Source organism: Stenotrophomonas sp. STM01, from assembly GCF_014852135.1.
Taxonomy (GTDB): Bacteria; Pseudomonadota; Gammaproteobacteria; order Xanthomonadales; family Xanthomonadaceae; genus Stenotrophomonas; species Stenotrophomonas capsici.
Window position 1 is genome coordinate 537,510 of record NZ_JACVBA010000001.1, and the last position, 18,604, is coordinate 556,113.

An 18,604-nucleotide genomic window follows, 5' to 3' on the forward strand; every position below is an offset into this window, starting at 1 on the left:
CCTTGCCGTCATCGGGTGGCCGGGCGGGTCCGGCCGATCTACTGCGATTTTGAAACTGCAAAAACAAAACCGCGGCGCATCGCTGCGCCGCGGCGGGAAGTCTATTAGCGGCGCAGGCCGAGCTTTTCAATCAGCGCCTTGTAGCGCTCGACGTCCTTCTTCTTCAGGTAGTCGAGCAGGCTGCGGCGGCGGTTGACCATCTGCAGCAGACCACGGCGGCTGTGGTGGTCCTTCTTGTGTTCCTTGAAGTGGCCGGTCAGCAGTTCGATGCGGGCGGTCAGCAGGGCCACCTGGACTTCCGGCGAACCGGTGTCGTTGGTGCCGCGGGCGTTGGCTTCAATAACCTTCTGGGTGTCGATCGACATTTCGTGTTTTCTCTTGGATGCGTGGCCGGCAGGAACGTACTGGACGCACCGCGCAGCTCGCCGATTGATAGAACCCCGGCCGACGGCCGGAGGGTGCCCCTACAAGGGCCGCAAAATTGTAACGACCTCAACCATTTGCCACAAGGCGCGTCAGGGTTCGGCGCCTGTCCCATTCAGAGATTGAACCGGCGCTGCGGTGCCAGACGGCCGTCGGACTCCACCTGCGCCAGTCCCAGCGGAGCACCTTCCGCCCCGAAAACCGCCACCAGCCCGACCGGCCAGGCCGGATTGCGCAGACGCTGCCCCATGCAGAACCGGGCCGCCTGCCCCTCATCCAGATCAACCCGGCCGAAGTGGACCAGCCCGTCCTGGATCGGCAGCAGCCATTGCAGCAGCGCCGCCTCGTCGCCGCTCTCAGCCACTTCCCGCAGCGCATCCAGCCCGATCATCCGCGGCGACAGGAACGGCTCCACCCACAGGCGGCGCAGCGCGGTGATGTGCGCCCCGCAGCCCAGCAGTTCGCCCAGATCCCTGGCAATGCTGCGGATATAGGTGCCCGAACCACAGGTCACGCGCAGCGACAGCTGCTCGCTCTCCTGCGCCAGCACCTCGATGGCCTGTACGTGGACCTCCCGCTCCGGGGCCTCGATGGCATCCCCGCGCCGGGCCTTCACATACAACGGCTCCCCGCCCTGCTTGAGTGCGGAATAGATCGGGGCGCGCTGGCGGATATGCCCGGTCAGGGTCGCCAGCGCCGCGTCCAGTGCCTGTCGGGGGATGGCCGGCACCGGGCGCTCACGCAGCACGACGCCGTCGGCATCGTCGGTATCGGTGGTACGCCCCAGCGCGATCTGAGCGTCGTAGGCCTTGGCCGAGCCCAGCAGCAGCCCGGCAATCTTGGTCGCCTCGCCGAAGCACAACGGCAGCAGGCCAGTGGCCAGCGGGTCCAGGCTGCCGGTATGCCCCCCCTTCTCGGCACGGAACAGGCGACGAGCCACCTGCAGCGCGGTGTTGGAGCTCATGCCGGCGGGCTTGTCGAGCAGGACGATGCCATCCAGGCGACGGAATGAAATACGGGGACGCATGCAACACCCTACTCGGGCCGGCACGGTAATGCCGGACGGGAATCAGGAAATCATCGGCGCCGTGCGTGGCGCCGGCCAGATATGACAACAGCCCTTGCGGGCTGCTGCTTCACTCTTCGTCGGAGCTCGACGGCGGATGTTTGTCCGACAGGTCGCGCAGCAGGTTGTCGATGCGCTCGCCGCGGTCCACCGAGTCGTCGTAGTGGAAATGCAGCTCCGGCACGTGCCGCAGCTTCATTGCCCGGGCCAGCGCCATGCGCAGCTCCACCGACAGCTCACGCAGGCCCTTCACCGCCTCGGCCGAGCGTTCCGGCATCAGTGCGGTGACGAACACCTTGGCATGGGCCATGTCGCGGGTGACCTCCACGTCCGAGACGCTGACCGATGGCAGCCCGTGCTCACGCACGGCGGCATGCACCAGCGTGCCCAGATCACGGCGGATCTGCGCGGAAACTCGGTCGGTACGGTGGAAAGTCTTTGGCACGTTTTCTGGCTCGTTTGAATATTGCGTTGATGAAGCAGGACCGGCCCGCCATGGGGCGGACCGGTCCGTGGTGCGATTACAGCGTACGCGGCACTTCGATGCGCTCGAAGCATTCGATCTGGTCGCCGGCCTTCACGTCGTTGTAGGCCTTCACGCCGATACCGCATTCGGTACCGTTGCGAACCTCCTCGACGTTCTCCTTGAAGCGGCGCAGCGATTCCAGCTCGCCCTCGAACACCACCACGCTGTCGCGCAGCACGCGGATCGGCTTGTTCCGCTTGACCACGCCTTCGACCACCATGCAGCCGGCGATCGCGCCCAGCTTCGAGCTGCGGAACACGTCGCGGACCTCGGCGATACCGATGATCTCTTCGCGGATTTCCACGCCGAGCAGACCGGAGGCCACCTGCTTCACCTGGTCGATCACGTCATAGATGATCGAGAAGTAACGCAGGTCCACGCCATTGGATTCAATGATGCGACGGGCCGAAGCATCCGCACGCACGTTGAAGCCGATCACGGTGGCCTTGGAAGCGGCGGCCGAATTGGCGTCCGATTCGGTGATGCCGCCCACGCCGGAGTGGATCACGTTGATGCGGATGTCGTCGTTGGACAGGCCCACCAGCGACTGGCTCAGTGCCTGCACCGAACCCTGGACATCGGCCTTGATCAGCAGGTTCAGCACCTGCTGGCCTTCGCCCTTGCCCAGCTGCGCCATGATGTCTTCCATGCGGCTGCCCGCGGTGGCGACCAGACGCGATTCACGGCGCTTGGTCTCACGCTGCTGGGCGACATCCTTGGCCAGACGCTCGTCTTCAACGACGACAAAATCATCGCCCGCTTCCGGCACGCCGGACAGACCCAGCACCTGCACCGGGATCGACGGGCCGGCTTCGGCCACCTGGCGACCGGTCTCGTCGAACAGCGCACGCACGCGGCCGTACTGGATGCCGCACACCAGGTAGTCGCCCTTCTTGAGCTGACCCTGCTGCACCAGCACCGTCGCGACCGGGCCACGGCCCTTGTCCAGCGAGGACTCGATGACCACGCCCGCCGCGCGGCCTTCGGCCACGGCCTTCAGCTCAAGCAGTTCGGCCTGGATCGAAATCGCGTCCAGCAGGTCGTCAATGCCCTGGCCGGTCTTGGCGGAGATTTCCACCATCTGCGTATCGCCACCGAAGTCTTCGGCAACGACCTGCTCGGCGAGCAGTTCGTTCTTGACCCGCATCGGGTCGGCCGAGGACTTGTCCATCTTGTTGATCGCCACCACGATCGGCGCGTTGGCGGCGCGGGCGTGCTGGATGGCTTCCTTGGTCTGCGGCATGACGCCGTCGTCGGCGGCCACGACCACCACCACCACGTCGGTCAGCTGCGCGCCACGGGCACGCATCGAGGTGAACGCGGCATGGCCCGGGGTATCCAGGAAGCTGATCACGCCCTTCGGCGTATCCACATGGTAGGCACCGATGTGCTGGGTGATGCCACCGGCTTCGCCATTGGCGACCTTGGTGCGGCGGATGTAATCCAGCAGCGAGGTCTTGCCGTGGTCGACGTGGCCCATGATGGTGACCACCGGCGGACGCGGCACGGCGTCGCCCTGGTCGGCATCGGTGATGGCCAGCAGTGCGTCTTCGGCATCGTTGGTGTCCGCGCGCACGGCCTTGTGGCCGAGCTCTTCGGTCACCAGCACGGCGGTGTCGTGGTCGATGGACTGGGTGATGGTGGCCATCACGCCCATCTTGAACAACGCCTTGACCACTTCGCCGCCCTTCAGGGCCAGCTTCTGCGCCAGATCGGCAACGGTCACGGTCTCGCCGATGGCGATCTCGCGCACGACCGGTGCGGTCGGACGCTCGAAGCCATGGCTGCCACCGCCGCCACGCGACTGTTCATTGCCACGACGGCCCTGCGGCGCACGGCTGCCCGGGCGACCACGCGAATTATTGTTGTTGCTGTTGCCGCGACGCGCACGGTCCGATGCCGACAGGTGCAGCTGGCCACCGAAACGGTTGCCGCCATCGTTGTCCGCACCCTGCGTGCCACGTGCCTTGCCCGGCTTGGCATGCGACGACGGCGCGCGATCCTCGCGGATCGGCGCACGCGGCGCAGCCGGTGCCGCGGCATGACGCGGCGCCTTGGCCACCGGCTCGCTTGCCGCTCCGGTCGCCGCCGGCTTTGCAAGCTTGGCCTTGGCCGCTTCTTCGGCGGCGATGCGCTCGGCTTCGATACGCTGGCGCTCGGCGTCCTCGGCCGCCTTCTGGCGGGCGATTTCCTCGTCGCGGGCGCGGTCCTTCTCGGCCAGCATGCGCTGCTCGTCGAGATTGCGCTGACGCGATTCCTCGAGCTTGCGCAGGATTTCGGCGCGCTCCTCGTCCGGCGTCATCGCAGGCTTGCCACCTTCCGGCTTGACGTAGGTACGCTTCTGGCGCACCTCGACGTTGACCGTGGTCTTGCTGCGACCGGCATTGACCGTCACTTCCTGGTGCTTGCGACGGGCCAGGGTGATCTTCTTCGGGGCGCCTTCGACACCCTCGTCGGCGGGCGACTCATCCTTGCCGTGCGAACGGCGGAGGAATCCCAGAAGCTTCACTTTCTCGGTGCTGGTCACGACCTGGTCGGGACCGCTGAACTTCATGCCGGCCTGGGCCAGCTGCTCCAGCAGTTTCTCGACCGGCGTGTTGACCAGTTCGGCGAGCTTGCGGATGGTGGTTTGCTGCGACATTCGGATCCTATGATCTTGTTGGCGCCCCCTCGACACGAACGAAGGCAGCGCGGAGTCTACGCCCTGAGCGGCTCAGGGCACTGTTCATCGCTGGCTCATTCGCCGCGCTCCAGGCGGGCGATCTCCTCGGCGCGGGCGGCGAGGACCAGCGCTGCGGCGCGCTCAAGATCCATACCCTCGATACCGAACTCCAGGATCTCGTCGGCAGCCAGGTCCGACAGATCCTCACTCGTACGCACGCCATGACCGGCCAGCGCGTACGCGGTTGCTTCATCCATGCCCTTCAATGCCAGCAGGTCATCCGCCGGCACGCCGCCTTCGGCGCCCTCTTCCACGGCCAGCGCCTCGTTGAGCAGCGCGTCGCGGGCGCGGGCACGCAGTTCCTCGACGATGTCCTCGTCGAAGCCTTCCACGGCCAGCAGCTCGCCGACCGGCACGTACGCGATTTCTTCCACGGTGCCGAAACCTTCGGACACCAGGATGCCGGCGATTTCCTCGTCCACTTCCAGCTTGTCCATGAACAGCTGGCGGGCGACGGCCTGCTCGGCCTCGGACTTGGCGGTCACCTGGTCCTGGGTCATCACATTCAGCTGCCAACCGGTCAGACGGCTGGCAAGACGCACGTTCTGGCCGCCCTTGCCGATCGCCTGGGCCAGGCGGTCTTCGGCCACGGCCAGGTCCATCGAATGCTTCTCTTCATCGACGATGATCGACTGCACTTCGGCAGGCGCCATCGCATTGATGACGAAGTTGGCCGGGTTCTCGTTCCACAGCACGATGTCCACGCGCTCACCATTGAGCTCATTGGACACGGCCTGGACGCGCGAACCGCGCATGCCGATGCAGGCGCCGATCGGATCGGTGCGGCTGTCATGGGCCAGCACGGCAATCTTGGCGCGGTCGCCCGGGTCGCGGGCACAGGCCTTGATTTCCACCAGGCCCTGGCCGACTTCCGGCACCTCGAGCTTGAACAGCTCGATCATGAATTCCGGGGCAGCGCGGCTGATGAACAGCTGCGGACCACGCGGCTCCGAGCGCACTTCGGCCAGGTAGCCGCGCACGCGGTCACCGGCGCGCAGCACGTCGCGCGGGATGCCCTTGTCCTTCGGGATGAAGGCCTCGGCGTTGCCGCCCAGGTCCACGTAGATGTTGCCACGCTCGGCACGCTTGACCACGCCGGTGACCAGCTCGCCGACGCGATCCTTCCATGCATCGACCACCTGCTGGCGCTCGGCCTCGCGCACGCGCTGCACGATGACCTGCTTGGCGGCCTGGGCGGCGATGCGGCCGAAATCCGGGTTCTCGATCTGCTCTTCGATGTAGTCTCCGATCTCGACGCCGTCGGCTTCGTCGATCGCGTCCATCATGCGGATCTGGCGATCCGGCGATTCCATCACCACGTCGTCGGCGACCACTTCCCAGCGACGGAAGGTCTCGTAGCTACCGTCCTTCTGGTTGATCGACACGCGCGCCAGCACGTCCTGGTCGATGTAACGCTTCTTCGCCGCGGAGGCGAGCGCTGCTTCGATCGCGTCGAAAATCACTTCGCGCGGCACGCCCTTCTCGTTGGCGACTGCGTCAACTACCAGCAAAAGTTCCTTGCTCATCGGCTCACTCCGCGCGCGGCTTTTTGGCCGCCGTTTCGTTATTGGATTTGTTCTTGGCCTTGTCGCCCTTCTTCGGGGCCGGGCCGGTGGGTTTGGTCGGCGCCAGGCCCAGTGCGGCCCAGTCCGGAATGATGCGTGCCTTGTCGATGTTGTCGAACGCGGCCACGAACGGCTTGCCGTCGACGATGAACGTCACGGTGCCCTGCGCGTGGTCCACCGCGGCGATCTCGCCCTGCAGGCGGCGGCGGCTCTCCTGCGGCAGCTTCAGGCCGACCTTGGCGGACTGGCCAAGCTGCTGCTCGAACTGTTCCAGCGTGAACAACGGACGGTCCACGCCCGGCGAAGAGACTTCCAGCGTGTAGTTGCCGCTGATCGGGTCCTCCACGTCCAGTTGCGCCGACACTTCGCGGCTGACCCGCTCGCAGTCGTCGACATTGACCATGCGCTCGGGCTGTTCGGCCAGCGGCACGTCGATGTACAGGCGCAGGGTTGCGCCGCCGGGGGCCGGCAGATACTCGGCGCCCAACAAATCGAGCCCCAGCGCTTGCACGGTGGGGCCCAGCAGATTCGCGATTTCAGTAGCCTTGTCGCTCACAGCCTGCCTTGGTTCGGTAAATGGGGGCTGGTACCACCCAGCCGGGATTTTCCGTTGTCCGGAAACAACAAAGGACCCTATTGGGCCCTTTGTCCGGTTGAAATCCGGTGACTGGATTCCGGTTGCAAGAACGGAAGCAAACGTTCTTGCGAGCCCAGACTTTGGCTTCAATCGACATTGTCGCAGAAACCGAAGCTGGTAGCGGGGGCAGGATTTGAACCTGCGACCTTCGGGTTATGAGCCCGACGAGCTGCCAGACTGCTCCACCCCGCAGCAGAAGCGGAATTATGAAGTAACTTGGATCAGACTGCAACCCTTATTTACTCCACTTGTTTCTCCGATCTTCCGGAGAAACCCGAGGAATTGACTCCCCGGCGAACCACCTTCCGGTGATTCCGGCAGCGCCGCGTCGCGTTGCTGCCGTCAAATCAGGATGTGAATATTACACGATTCACATCTTTGTGTAACTGTTTTTGAAAATTATTACGACAAATGTGCAAATGCCGTGCGCATCCACTGCAGGATCGGGCCCAGGCCCAGCGGCAGGAACAGCAGCAGGACCGAATTCACGCCCAGCACGATGCCCAGGATGCGGTCGTTGTTGCGCGGCAGCGCCTCGCCCACCGGCTCATCGAAGTACATGACCTTGATGACACGCAGGTAGTAGAAGCAACCGATCACCGCGCAGATCACGCCGACCATGGCCAGCCACAGCAGGTCACCGTTGATTGCAGCACCCAGCACCGCCAGCTTGGTCCAGAATCCCAGGAACGGCGGGATACCGGCTAGCGACGCCATGATGCACAGGACCAGACCGGCCATCCACGGACTGCGGGCATTCAGGCCCTTGAAGTCCTCGATGTTCTCGGCCTCGAAGCCGGCACGCGACAGCGCGATGATCGCGCCGAACGAAGCCGTCGACATGATGGCGTAAGCCACCGCGTAGAACATCGCGGCCGAATAGCCCTGCTCGCCACCACCGGCCACGCCCATCAGCAGGAAGCCGATGTGGGAGACCGTGGAGTAGGCCAGCATGCGCTTGAGGTTGGTCTGTGCGATAGCCATCAGGTTGCCGACGATCAGCGACAGCGCGGCCAGGCCGGCCAGCACATACTGCAGTTCGGTCGACAACGGGCCCACGCCCATTTCCAGCAGGCGGTAAGCCATGCCGAACGCGGCCAGCTTCGGTGCCGAGCTGATGAACAGCGCGATCGGCGCCGGGGCGCCCTGGTACACGTCCGGCAGCCACATGTGGAACGGCGCGGCGCCCAGCTTGAAGGCAACGCCGGCGACCATGAACACCGCGCCGGTCAGCAACAGCAGGCGCTCGTCGGAATGGGCGATGGCGCCGTGGATGACGTCCAGGTGCAGCGAGCCGGTGGCGCCATAGATCAGCGACATGCCGTACAGCAGCAGGCCCGAGGCCAGCGAACCCAGCACGATGTACTTCATGCCGGCTTCGGCGGCGAGCTTGTTCTCGCGGTTGCTGGCAACCAGCGCGTACGAACACAGCGCCAGCAGCTCCAGGCCCAGGTAGACCATCAGCAGGCTACCGGCCGACACCAGGATCATCATGCCGGCGGTGGCGAACAGGATCAGCACCGGGATCTCGCCCTGGTACAGGTTGCGTTCGCGCAGGTAGCTCCAGCCGTAGATCAGGCTCAGGCCACTGACCAGCACCACCACCGTCTTCATGATGTCGGCGGCGTTGTCGCGGATGAACATGCCATGGAACACCTCACCCTGCCCGCCCACGCCACCCAGCAGCAGGCCGAAGGCGACGGCCAGCACGGCCACCGAGATGAAGTGGGTCCAGACCTTGTGCCGGTTGCTGATGAACAGATCGAGGATCAGCAGGGCGAAGGCGCCACCAATCACCACCAGTTCTGGCAGCAACGGCGGGAGGTCGGCGGTGGTCAACGGCAGAAGCGTCGGCGTTGTCATCATCAAATCCTGGAATCAATACTCTCGACGGGCCGCTTACAGCAGCTTGCTCGATGCGATCTGCATCGCCAGCTTGGCGATGGACGGCTCCATCAGGTCGGTCAGCGGCTTGGGATAGAAGCCCAGCACCAGCGTGCCGACGGCGAACACACCCAACACCAGCCATTCACGACCGTTGATGTCCTTCAGTTCGGCCACATGGGCATTGCCCACCTCGCCGAAGAACACGCGCTTGTACAGCCACAGCGAGTACGCGGCGCTGATGATCAGCGTGGTCGCCGCACCCAGTGCCACCAGCGGGTTCCACTGGAAGGACGCCAGCACGATCATGAATTCACCCACGAAGCCGCTGGTACCTGGCAGGCCCGAGTTGGCCATGAAGAACAGCAACGCGAAGGTGGCGAACCACGGCATCACGTTGACCACGCCGCCGTAATCGGCGATGCGGCGGCTGTGCATGCGGTCGTACAGCACGCCCACGCAGGAGAACATCGCACCGGACACGAAGCCGTGCGAGATCATCTGCACCATGGCGCCCTGCAGGCCCAGGCGGGCGGCGTCGGCGTTGCCGGCCTCACGCACCAGCCACAGCGCGGTGAACGTGCCGAGGGTGACGAAGCCCATGTGTGCGACCGACGAATAGGCGATCAGCTTCTTCATGTCGTCCTGCACCATCGCGACCAGGCCGACGTAGATCACCGCCACCAGCGACAGCGCGATCACCAGCCAGGCCCACTCGGCACTGGCGTCCGGCACGATCGGCAGGTTGAAGCGCAGGAAGCCGTAGCCACCGATCTTCAGCGCGATGGCCGCCAGGATCACCGAACCGGCGGTCGGCGCTTCCACGTGCGCATCCGGCAGCCAGGTGTGCACCGGGAACATCGGCACCTTGACCGCGAAGGCGATCAGGAAGGCGAAGAAGATCCACGTCTGTTCCTTGGCCGACAACTGCAGCTGGTACAGGTCGGCCAGCTGGAAACTGCCGCCCTTCAGGTACAGGTAGATCAGCGCCACCAGCATCAGCACCGAGCCGAGGAAGGTGTACAGGAAGAACTTCATGGCCGCGTAGATGCGACGCGGGCCGCCCCAGACGCCGATGATCAGGAACATCGGGATCAGCATGGCTTCGAAGAACACGTAGAACAGCATCGCGTCGGTGGCGGCGAAGATGCCGACCGTGACGCCTTCCAGGATCAGGAAGGCGGCGACGTACTGGTTCACGCGCTTGTCGACCACGCCCCAGGCGCCGATCAGGGCCAGCACGCCGACCAGGGTGGTCAGCAGCACCAGCGCGATGGCGATGCCATCGACGGCGAGGTTGTAGCCGATACCGAAGGCCGGGATCCACGGATGCTGCTCGACGAACTGCATCACGTCGGCAGCGCCGCGGTCATAGCCGCTGAGCAGGCCGAGGCTCAACAGGAAGGTGAGCAATGCCACCGCCAGCGACGCCCAACGGGCGGCCTGGGCGTTGCGCACGGCGAGGATCAACGCACCGCCGATGATCGGCAGCCAGATGAGAACACTAAGTAGAGGCCAGTTCGACACGTCTTCTATTCCGTACAGGTCAACGCCAGAAATGCATCAGCAGGCCCAGCAGGGCAATCAGGCCGATGATCATCGCGAAGGCGTAGTGGTAGAGGAAACCGGATTGGGTGCGGCGCAGCAGGTTGGCAGCCAGGTCGACCAGACGGGCCGAACCATTCACCACCACACCGTCGACGACCGTGCTGTCCACGGCACGGGCGGCCTTGCCGAGCTGCACACCACCGCCGGCAAAGCCGTCGATCCAGAGCTTGTCGAAGCCGTACTTGTTTTCCAGCACCGAAACCAGCGGTGCCAGGTTCTTGCGCGCCTGACCGGCCAGTTCCGGCTTCCAGACGTAGAACACCCACGCCAGGATGAAGCCCGCAACCGTCAGCCAGAACGCCGGCATCATCATGCCGTGCAGCGCGTAGGCCACTGAGCCGTGCCAGAACTCCTTGCCCACGGCGGCGATGGTGTCGCGTGCCGGGTCGTAGAAATCAACGATGCCGGTGAAGAACGACATGGCCTGGCCCGGCACGCCACCCTCGGCGGCATGACCGTCCCAGCCGGTGCCGAACAGCATCGGGCCAATGGTGAAGAAGCCGATCAGGATGGACGGGATGGCCAGCAGGATCAGCGGCACCGTCACCACCAGCGGCGACTCGTGCGGCTCGTGGGCGCCGTGACCGTGGTGGTCATCGTGGCCATGGCCGTGATGGCCGTGGTCATCGTGCGCGTCACGGAAGCGCTCCTTGCCGAAGAAGGTCAGGAACAGCAGGCGGAAGCTGTAGAAGCTGGTGACGATCACGCCGCCAAGCACCGCCCAGTAGCCATACGTGGCCACCCAGCTGGACGAATGCTGCGCGTGGTGCGCGGCGGCTTCGATGATGGTGTCCTTGGAGTAGAAGCCCGCGAAGAACGGGGTGCCGACCAGGGCCAGCGTACCGATCCACATAGTGATGTGGGTGATCGGCATGTACTTGCGCAGGCCGCCCATCTTCAGCATGTTCTGCTCGTGGTGCATGCCGATGATCACCGAACCGGCACCCAGGAACAGCAGCGCCTTGAAGAAGGCGTGGGTCATCAGGTGGAACACGGCGCCCGAGTAGGCGGACACGCCCAGGGCAACGGTCATGTAGCCCAGCTGCGACAGCGTCGAGTAGGCAACCACGCGCTTGATGTCGCTCTGCACGATGCCGATCAGGCCGGTGAAGAAGGCCGTGGTCGCACCGATGAACAGGATGAAGTCCAGCGCGGTCTGCGACAGCTCGAACAGCGGCGACATGCGGGTGACCATGAAGATGCCCGCGGTCACCATCGTCGCGGCATGGATCAGCGCCGAGATCGGGGTCGGGCCTTCCATCGAGTCCGGCAGCCACACGTGCAGCGGCACCTGGGCCGACTTGCCCATCGCGCCGATGAACAGGCAGATGCAGATCACGGTGGCGATCGACCACTGGTGGTCACCGATCAGCTGCACCATGGCATGGCCGGTGGCATCGGTACCCAGCACGGTGCCGGCATTGGCGAACACGGTGGCGTAGTCCAGCGTGCCGAACGCCCACAGGATGCCGCCGATGCCAAGCAGGAAGCCGAAGTCGCCGACGCGGTTGACCAGGAAGGCCTTCATGTTGGCGAAGATGGCGCTGGGCTTCTTGAAGTAGAAGCCGATCAGCAGGTACGACACCAGACCCACCGCTTCCCAGCCGAAGAACAGCTGCAGGAAGTTGTTGCTCATCACCAGCGTGAACATCGAGAAGGTGAACAGCGAGATGTAGCTGAAGAAGCGCTGGTAGCCGTCGTCCTCGGACATGTAGCCGATGGAGTAGATGTGCACCAGCAGCGACACGAAGCTCACCACCACCATCATCATAGCGGTCATGCGATCGATCATGAAGCCGACGTGGGCCGCGTACTGGCCGACCTCGAAGAAGGTGTAGATGTTCTGGTTGAACGGCTGCGCCCCACCCCACAGCAGCTGGTACAGCGTGTGTGCGGACAGCACGAAGCTGATCGCCACGCCGAGGATGGTTATGTATTGGGCGCCCTTGCGCCCGACCTGGCGTCCGAAGAGGCCGGCGATGATGCTGCCGAACAGTGGTGCGAGCACCACTGCGATCAACAGACTCTTGGAGAGAGTGATTTCCATCTCGGATCAGCCCTTCAGCGAATCAACTTCGCCCACGTTGATGGTGTGGCGAGTACGGAACAAGGTCACCAGGATCGCGAGGCCGATTGCAGCTTCGGCTGCGGCCACGGTCAGGATGAAGAACACGAACAGCTGGCCGGCGGTATCGCCCAGCTCACGCGAGAAGGCGATGAAGTTGATGTTGACCGACAGCAGCATCAGTTCGATCGACATCAGCAGCACGATGATGTTCTTCCGGTTCAGGAAGATGCCGGCGACGGAGATGCAGAACATCACCGCGCCCAGCGCGAGCATATGGCCCAGGGAAATCATGGCTTGGCCTCCTCGCCACCTTCGTTGTTCGCTTGCACCTGCACCACCGGCTTCTCGGCGGCCATCTTGACGATGCGCAGGCGGTCTTTTGCCTTGACCATGGTCTGCTCGGTCGGGTTCTGCGTCTTCAGGCCCTGACGGCGACGCAGGGTCAGCATCACGGCTGCCACCACGGCGACGGTCAGGATCACTGCGGCGAACTCGAACGGCAGCAGGTATTCGGTGAACAGGCTGCGCGCCAGCCAGGTGATGTTGGAGGTGTCCGCGGCGACCGCGGCGGCGTTGTCCACGGGGAACGGCGCCATGCGGGCCTTGATGCCGATCAGGGTCAGCATCTGCACCAGCATCACCACCGCGACCACCAGGCCCACCGGCAGGTAGCGCACCCAGCCTTCACGCAGGTTGGTGGTATCGATGTCCAGCATCATCACCACGAACAGGAACAACACCATCACCGCACCGACGTACACCAGCACCAGCGTGACGCCCAGGAACTCGGCCCCCACCAGCAGCCACACGCAGGCCACCGAGAAGAAGGTCAGGATCAGGCACAGCACGGCATACACCGGGTTGCGCACGCTGATCACCGACGCGGCCGAAATGCCCGCGATGATCGAGAAGAACCAGAAAGCGATATTTACCCAATCCATCTCGAGACCTCAGCGGAAAGCAGCGTCGGCGGCGCGGCGCTCGGCGATTTCGGTTTCAAGCCGATCGCCGATGGCCAGCAGCTGCGGCTTGGTGATGATGTTTTCGCCACGCTTCTCGAAGTGGTACTCGAGAATGTGGGTCTCGACGATCGAGTCCACCGGGCAGCTTTCCTCGCAGAAGCCGCAGAAGATGCACTTGAACAGATCGATCTCGTAACGCGTGGTGCGGCGGGTGCCGTCCTCGCGCTTGGCCGAGTCGATGGTGATGGCCAGCGCCGGGCACACCGCTTCGCACAGCTTGCAGGCGATGCAGCGCTCTTCACCGTTGGGATAACGGCGCAGGGCGTGCAGGCCGCGGAAGCGCGGCGACTGCGGGAACTTCTCCATCGGGTACAGCACGGTGTACTTGGGCTTGAACGTGTACTTCAACGTCAGCCACAGGCCTCCGAGCAGCTCCAGGAGCAGCAGGCTCTTGAAATAGTGGGTGATCTTATTCATGAATCAAACGCCCTTCTGGATCACGCCGTAGAACACCATCAGTGCCGTCACCGCGATCCAGAAAATGGTCAGCGGGATGAACACCTTCCAACCCAGACGCATGATCTGGTCGTAACGGAAACGCGGGAAGCTGGCACGGAACCAGATGTAGGCGCTGGCGAAGAACAGCACCTTGAGCAGCAGCCACGGCCAACCACCGTCCCAGATCCAGTTGATCCACGGCGACACATCGCCGCTGACCCAACCCTGCAGCGGGCTCAGCCAGCCACCCAGGAAGAAGATCGAGATCAGGAAGCTGACCAGGATCATGTTGGCGTATTCGGCCAGGAAGAACAGCGCGAACGCACCGCCGGAGTACTCGACCATGTGGCCGGCGACGATTTCCGACTCGCCTTCCACCACGTCGAACGGCGCGCGGTTGGTCTCGGCGACGCCGGACACCCAGTACACGACGAACAGCGGCAGCAGCGGCAGCAGGAACCAGTCGAACAGGCCCGAATCACCCTTCTGCGCCAGCACGATGTCGGTCAGGTTCAGGCTGCCGGCGGCGATCATCACGCCGACCAGTGCGAAGCCCATCGCGATTTCGTAGCTGACCACCTGGGCGGCCGAACGCATCGCGCCGAGGAAGGCGTACTTCGAGTTGGACGCCCAACCGGCCAGGATCACGCCGTACACGCCCAGCGAGGTCATCGCCAGCAGGTACAGCAGGCCGACGTTGGCGTTGGACAGCACCAGCTTGTAGTCGAAGGGCACCACCGCCCACGCCGCGAACGACGGCGCCAGCACGATCAGCGGCGCGATGACGTACATCGCCTTGTGCGCGCTGGCCGGAGCGATGATTTCCTTGAACAGCAGCTTGGTGACGTCGGCGAACGCCTGCAGCAGGCCGCCGAGGCCCACGTACATGGGCCCGTGGCGGACGTGCATCCAGCCGATCAGCTTGCGCTCCCACAACACGTAGAACGCCACCGAGATGATCACCGGCATCGCGATGAGCAGGATCTTCAGCACCGTCCACAGGACGATGCCGATGTCGCCCAGGGCGAGGAACCACTGGTGCAGCGGGTCGACCGCGTTCAACAGCAACTCGTTCATGCAGCCACCACCGTTACACGTGCGGCACCCAGCGGCGCGGTCGCGCCGTGGCCCGATTCAATCCAAACCGTACCGGCGGCGACGCGCGCGTCGACCACCACCGGCAGCGTGGCACGACCGGCATCGTTGCCGACCTTTGCCATCTGGCCCTCGCCCAGCGACAGGCGCGCGGCATCGTCGGTACTGAGCACGATGCGCGGGTCGGTGTTGAGCGGATGCGCCTGCAGTGCCTGGGCACGGCGGACGACGGCATCGGTGCGGTAGATGGCTGGGGTCGAAGCGACCTCCAGGCCCTCGCCCGCCACCTGCGGCTGCGCCGAAGCGGCCACCTTGACCGACACCGGCGCGATGCTCGCGCGCAGGCCGGCCAGATCGGTGAAGCCAAAACCGGCCAACTGCATGTCACCACCCAGCGCACGCAGTACGCGCCAGCCCTCGCGGGCCTCGCCCTGCAGCTTGCCACCGGCACGGGCGACCTGCTCGCGGCCGTCGAGGTTGGTCAGCGTGCCGTCGACTTCCGGCAGCGCGCCGATCGGCAGGATCAGGTCGGCGACGTCGCGGGTCGAGGCACAAGCGTACTGGCTGAAGGACACCACCTTGGCACCGGCCAGCGCCTTGCGGGCGGCGTTGGTGTCGGCGAAGTCCAGGCCCGGCTCGATGCCGTACAGCACGTAGGCCTTGCGCGGCTGCGCCAGCATCGCGTTGACGTCCTTGCCGGCCGGCAGCACGCCGACGCGCGACAGGCCAACGGCATTGGCGCCCTGCGGGATGCGGCACAGCTTGGCGCCGGTGGCGGCGGCGAATGCACTGGCGGCCGAACGGATCGCGGCGGCCTGCGGGTGATTCTCGGCAATCGCACCGACGATGACGACGGTGTTGGCACCGCCCTTCACCGCATCGACCAGCTGTGCGTTGCCCAGCGCCTCGACGAAGCGCGACGGGGCGACGATCTGCTTGCCGGCCAGCTTGAAGGCGAAGTCGAACTCCACCGGGTTGACCGCGAAGATCTGCGCGCCACGCTGGGTCTGCGCCTTGCGCAGGCGGGCATGCAGCAGCGGCAGTTCGTGGCGGATGTTGCTACCCAGCACGACGATGCGGTCGGCGTTCTCGATGTCAGCCAGCGAGGCGCCGAACACTTCGGCTACCGGCGCATCGGAGAAGTCGCGGTTGTTGATGCGGTGGTCGATGTTGTTCGAACCCAGGCCGGCGGCCAGACGAGCCAGCAGCGCGCCTTCCTCGTTGGAGGTCGACGGATGCACCAGCACGCCGAGGTCCTCGCCACGGTTGGCGTCAAGGATCTCGCGGGCGGCGGCCAGGCCTTCGGCCCAGCTCACTTCCTTCCACTCGCCGTTGACCTTCTGCAGCGGCTTGACCGCTCGGTCAGCGGCATACAGGCCCTGGTGCGAGTAACGATCGCGGTCGGACAGCCAGCACTCGTTGACCAGCTCGTTGTCACGCGGCACCGCGCGCAGCACTTCGCCGCGGCGCACGTGCAGGAACAGGTTCGAGCCCATCGCGTCGTGGTAACCCAGCGACTCGCGCGCGGTCAGCTCCCACGGGCGTGCCTTGAACTGGAACACCTTGTTGGTCAGCGCGCCAACCGGGCACACGTCGATGACGTTGCCGGACAGCTCGGTGGTCAGCGGCTTGCCGTCGTAGGTGCCGATCTGCAGGTTCTCGCCGCGCGACATGCCACCCAGCTCGTAGGTGCCCGCCACTTCGGCGGTGAAGCGCACGCAGCGGGTGCACTGGATGCAGCGGGTCATCTCGGTGGCGACCAGCGGACCCATGTCCTCGTCGGCCACCACGCGCTTGCGCTCGTTGAAGCGGCTGACCGAACGGCCGTAGCCCAGCGAGACGTCCTGCAGCTCGCACTCACCGCCCTGGTCGCAGATCGGGCAGTCCAGCGGGTGATTGATGAGCAGGAACTCCATCACCGAACGCTGGTACTTGAGCGCCTTCTCGTTGCGGGTCTGGATCTTCATGCCATCCATGACCGGGGTCGCGCACGCCGGCGACGGCTTGGGCGACTTTTCAACGTCGACCAGGCACATGCGGCAGTTGGCGGCGATCGGCAGCTTCTCGTGGTAGCAGAAGCGCGGGATCGGGATGCCGGCCTTGTCGGCGGCCTGGATGATCATCGAACCCTTGGGCACGACCAGTGCCTGGCCATCGATCTCGATCGAGACGTGGTCCGGCGGCACGTTTGGATTTACCGGTTGCGCGCTCATGCGGCAGCAGCCTCCACCTTCTTGCCGTCAACCATCGAATGACCGTTGACGATGTAGTACTCGAATTCGTCCCAGAACTGGCGCAGGAAACCCTGGATCGGCCATGCCGCCGCTTCACCGAACGCGCAGATGGTGTGGCCTTCGATCTGGCCGGCCACCGTCTTGAGCTGGTGCAGGTCGTCCATCGTGGCCTGGCCGGCGACGATGCGCTCCAGCACGCGGTGCATCCAGCCGGTGCCTTCACGGCACGGGGTGCACTGGCCGCAGGATTCCTTGTGGAAGAACTGGCTGATGCGGCAGGCGAACTTGACGCAGCACACGCTGTCATCCAGCACCACGATCGCACCCGAACCCAGGCCGGAGCCCAGCGCACGGATGGTGTCGTAGTCCATCGGCAGGTCCTTGAGCTGCTCGGCCGTCAGCACCGGCATCGAGACGCCGCCCGGGATCGCCGCCTTCAGCTTGCGGCCCGGGCGCAGGCCACCGGCCATTTCCAGCAGCGCGTCGAAGGTGGTGCCCAGCGGCACTTCGAAGTTGCCGCCCTTGGTGACGCAACCGGAGACCGAGAAGCACTTCGGGCCGCCGTTGTTGGTCAGGCTCAGGCCCTTGAACCACTCCGGACCGTTGCGGATGATCGCCGGCACCGAGCCGTAGGTCTCGGTGTTGTTGATCGTCGACGGCTTGCCGTACAGGCCGAAGTTGGCCGGGAACGGCGGCTTGTAGCGCGGCTGGCCCTTCTTGCCTTCCAGCGATTCCATCAGCGCGGTTTCTTCGCCGCAGATGTAGGCGCCGGCGCCCAGCGCACCGTAGATGTCGATGTCCACGCCGCTGCCCAGCACGTTCTTGCCCAGCCAGCCATGCTTGTAGGCATCGGCCAAGGCCTGCTCGAAGTGCTCGAACGGCTCGTGGTGGAACTCACCACGCAGGTAGTTGTAGCCCACGGTGGAACCGGTGGCGTAGCAGGCGATGGCCATGCCCTCCACCACCGAGTGCGGGTTGTAGCGCAGGATGTCGCGGTCCTTGCAGGTGCCCGGCTCGGATTCGTCCGAGTTGCAGAGGATGTACTTCTGCACGTCGCCCTTGGGCATGAAGGACCACTTCAGGCCGGTCGGGAAGCCCGCGCCGCCGCGGCCACGCAGGCCGGACTGCTTGACCATCTCGATCACGTCGGCCGGCGGGATCTTCTCTTCGAGGATCTTGCGCAGCGCGGCGTAACCGCCGGTCTTGAGGTAGCTCTCGTACGACCACGGGGTGTCGTAGTGCAGCGTGGTGTAAACCACGTTGTGCGGAAGCGGCGCCGGTCCGACCGGGCCCTTGGATTCGTGGTGTGCCATGCC

15 protein-coding genes and 1 tRNA gene are annotated in these 18,604 nt (G+C 64.8%); all 16 read right to left on the bottom strand.

Going from position 1 to position 18,604, the window contains the following annotated elements:
• Nucleotides 1-104: 104 nt before the first annotated feature.
• Nucleotides 105-365 carry a 30S ribosomal protein S15 gene (rpsO, locus tag IB227_RS02475; protein ID WP_132864332.1) on the bottom strand — a complete coding sequence of 87 codons (261 nt, stop codon included), beginning with the start codon at nucleotides 363-365 and terminating at the stop codon, nucleotides 105-107.
• Between the two features lie 173 nt (nucleotides 366-538).
• The gene (truB, locus tag IB227_RS02480; protein WP_192286182.1) at nucleotides 539-1,450 is read right to left on the bottom strand and encodes a tRNA pseudouridine(55) synthase TruB; all 912 of its coding nucleotides are present in this window, start codon (nucleotides 1,448-1,450) and stop codon (nucleotides 539-541) included.
• A 109-nt stretch (nucleotides 1,451-1,559) separates the two neighbouring features.
• On the bottom strand, nucleotides 1,560-1,934 hold the full coding sequence (gene rbfA / locus IB227_RS02485) for a 30S ribosome-binding factor RbfA (protein WP_132864334.1): 375 nt from the start codon (nucleotides 1,932-1,934) through the stop codon (nucleotides 1,560-1,562).
• A 76-nt stretch (nucleotides 1,935-2,010) separates the two neighbouring features.
• A complete protein-coding gene (gene infB / locus IB227_RS02490; RefSeq protein WP_192286183.1) occupies nucleotides 2,011-4,656 on the bottom strand; it encodes a translation initiation factor IF-2 in 2,646 nt (881 codons plus the stop codon).
• Between the two features lie 95 nt (nucleotides 4,657-4,751).
• Nucleotides 4,752-6,263 (bottom strand): transcription termination factor NusA, encoded by a 1,512-nt coding sequence (gene nusA, locus IB227_RS02495; protein WP_132864336.1) that lies wholly within the window; start codon nucleotides 6,261-6,263, stop codon nucleotides 4,752-4,754.
• 4 nt (nucleotides 6,264-6,267) lie between these two features.
• Nucleotides 6,268-6,858, bottom strand: a complete 591-nt coding sequence (gene rimP, locus IB227_RS02500) for a ribosome maturation factor RimP (RefSeq protein ID WP_192286184.1) — start codon at nucleotides 6,856-6,858, stop codon at nucleotides 6,268-6,270.
• Nucleotides 6,859-7,054: 196 nt separating this feature from the next.
• A tRNA-Met gene (locus IB227_RS02505) sits at nucleotides 7,055-7,131 on the bottom strand.
• A gap of 210 nt (nucleotides 7,132-7,341) precedes the next feature.
• Entirely contained in the window at nucleotides 7,342-8,802 is a 1,461-nt protein-coding gene (gene nuoN / locus IB227_RS02510; protein WP_132864338.1) for an NADH-quinone oxidoreductase subunit NuoN, read from the bottom strand.
• Nucleotides 8,803-8,838: 36 nt separating this feature from the next.
• On the bottom strand, nucleotides 8,839-10,350 hold the full coding sequence (locus tag IB227_RS02515) for an NADH-quinone oxidoreductase subunit M (RefSeq protein ID WP_192286185.1): 1,512 nt from the start codon (nucleotides 10,348-10,350) through the stop codon (nucleotides 8,839-8,841).
• A gap of 19 nt (nucleotides 10,351-10,369) precedes the next feature.
• Nucleotides 10,370-12,478: an NADH-quinone oxidoreductase subunit L gene (nuoL, locus tag IB227_RS02520; RefSeq protein WP_192286186.1), complete on the bottom strand. Its 2,109-nt coding sequence runs from the start codon at nucleotides 12,476-12,478 to the stop codon at nucleotides 10,370-10,372.
• Between the two features lie 6 nt (nucleotides 12,479-12,484).
• A complete protein-coding gene (nuoK, locus tag IB227_RS02525) occupies nucleotides 12,485-12,790 on the bottom strand; it encodes an NADH-quinone oxidoreductase subunit NuoK (RefSeq protein WP_054656949.1) in 306 nt (101 codons plus the stop codon).
• On the bottom strand, nucleotides 12,787-13,440 hold the full coding sequence (locus IB227_RS02530) for an NADH-quinone oxidoreductase subunit J (protein ID WP_192286187.1): 654 nt from the start codon (nucleotides 13,438-13,440) through the stop codon (nucleotides 12,787-12,789). Before IB227_RS02530 ends, nuoK begins: the two co-directional genes overlap by 4 nt.
• A 9-nt stretch (nucleotides 13,441-13,449) precedes the next feature.
• Nucleotides 13,450-13,938 carry an NADH-quinone oxidoreductase subunit NuoI gene (gene nuoI, locus IB227_RS02535; RefSeq protein WP_132864343.1) on the bottom strand — a complete coding sequence of 163 codons (489 nt, stop codon included), beginning with the start codon at nucleotides 13,936-13,938 and terminating at the stop codon, nucleotides 13,450-13,452.
• A gap of 3 nt (nucleotides 13,939-13,941) precedes the next feature.
• Nucleotides 13,942-15,036 carry an NADH-quinone oxidoreductase subunit NuoH gene (gene nuoH, locus IB227_RS02540; RefSeq protein ID WP_132864344.1) on the bottom strand — a complete coding sequence of 365 codons (1,095 nt, stop codon included), beginning with the start codon at nucleotides 15,034-15,036 and terminating at the stop codon, nucleotides 13,942-13,944.
• Nucleotides 15,033-17,267, bottom strand: a complete 2,235-nt coding sequence (gene nuoG / locus IB227_RS02545) for an NADH-quinone oxidoreductase subunit NuoG (protein WP_192286188.1) — start codon at nucleotides 17,265-17,267, stop codon at nucleotides 15,033-15,035. Before nuoG ends, nuoH begins: the two co-directional genes overlap by 4 nt.
• A complete protein-coding gene (nuoF, locus tag IB227_RS02550) occupies nucleotides 17,264-18,601 on the bottom strand; it encodes an NADH-quinone oxidoreductase subunit NuoF (protein ID WP_192286189.1) in 1,338 nt (445 codons plus the stop codon). Before nuoF ends, nuoG begins: the two co-directional genes overlap by 4 nt.
• Nucleotides 18,602-18,604 lie beyond the last annotated feature (3 nt).

Bases quoted from the DNA above. Each gene is read 5' to 3' on its own strand.
- rpsO (WP_132864332.1), bottom strand. From the start codon at position 365: ATGTCGATCGACACCCAGAAGGTTATTGAAGCCAACGCCCGCGGCACC.
- truB (WP_192286182.1), bottom strand. From the start codon at position 1,450: ATGCGTCCCCGTATTTCATTCCGTCGCCTGGATGGCATCGTCCTGCTC.
- infB (WP_192286183.1), bottom strand. From the start codon at position 4,656: ATGTCGCAGCAAACCACCATCCGCAAGCTCGCCGAACTGGTCAACACG.
- nusA (WP_132864336.1), bottom strand. From the start codon at position 6,263: ATGAGCAAGGAACTTTTGCTGGTAGTTGACGCAGTCGCCAACGAGAAG.
- nuoN (WP_132864338.1), bottom strand. From the start codon at position 8,802: ATGACAACGCCGACGCTTCTGCCGTTGACCACCGCCGACCTCCCGCCG.
- nuoL (WP_192286186.1), bottom strand. From the start codon at position 12,478: ATGGAAATCACTCTCTCCAAGAGTCTGTTGATCGCAGTGGTGCTCGCA.
- nuoK (WP_054656949.1), bottom strand. From the start codon at position 12,790: ATGATTTCCCTGGGCCATATGCTCGCGCTGGGCGCGGTGATGTTCTGC.
- IB227_RS02530 (WP_192286187.1), bottom strand. From the start codon at position 13,440: ATGGATTGGGTAAATATCGCTTTCTGGTTCTTCTCGATCATCGCGGGC.
- nuoI (WP_132864343.1), bottom strand. From the start codon at position 13,938: ATGAATAAGATCACCCACTATTTCAAGAGCCTGCTGCTCCTGGAGCTG.
- nuoH (WP_132864344.1), bottom strand. From the start codon at position 15,036: ATGAACGAGTTGCTGTTGAACGCGGTCGACCCGCTGCACCAGTGGTTC.
- nuoG (WP_192286188.1), bottom strand. From the start codon at position 17,267: ATGAGCGCGCAACCGGTAAATCCAAACGTGCCGCCGGACCACGTCTCG.
- nuoF (WP_192286189.1), bottom strand. From the start codon at position 18,601: ATGGCACACCACGAATCCAAGGGCCCGGTCGGACCGGCGCCGCTTCCG.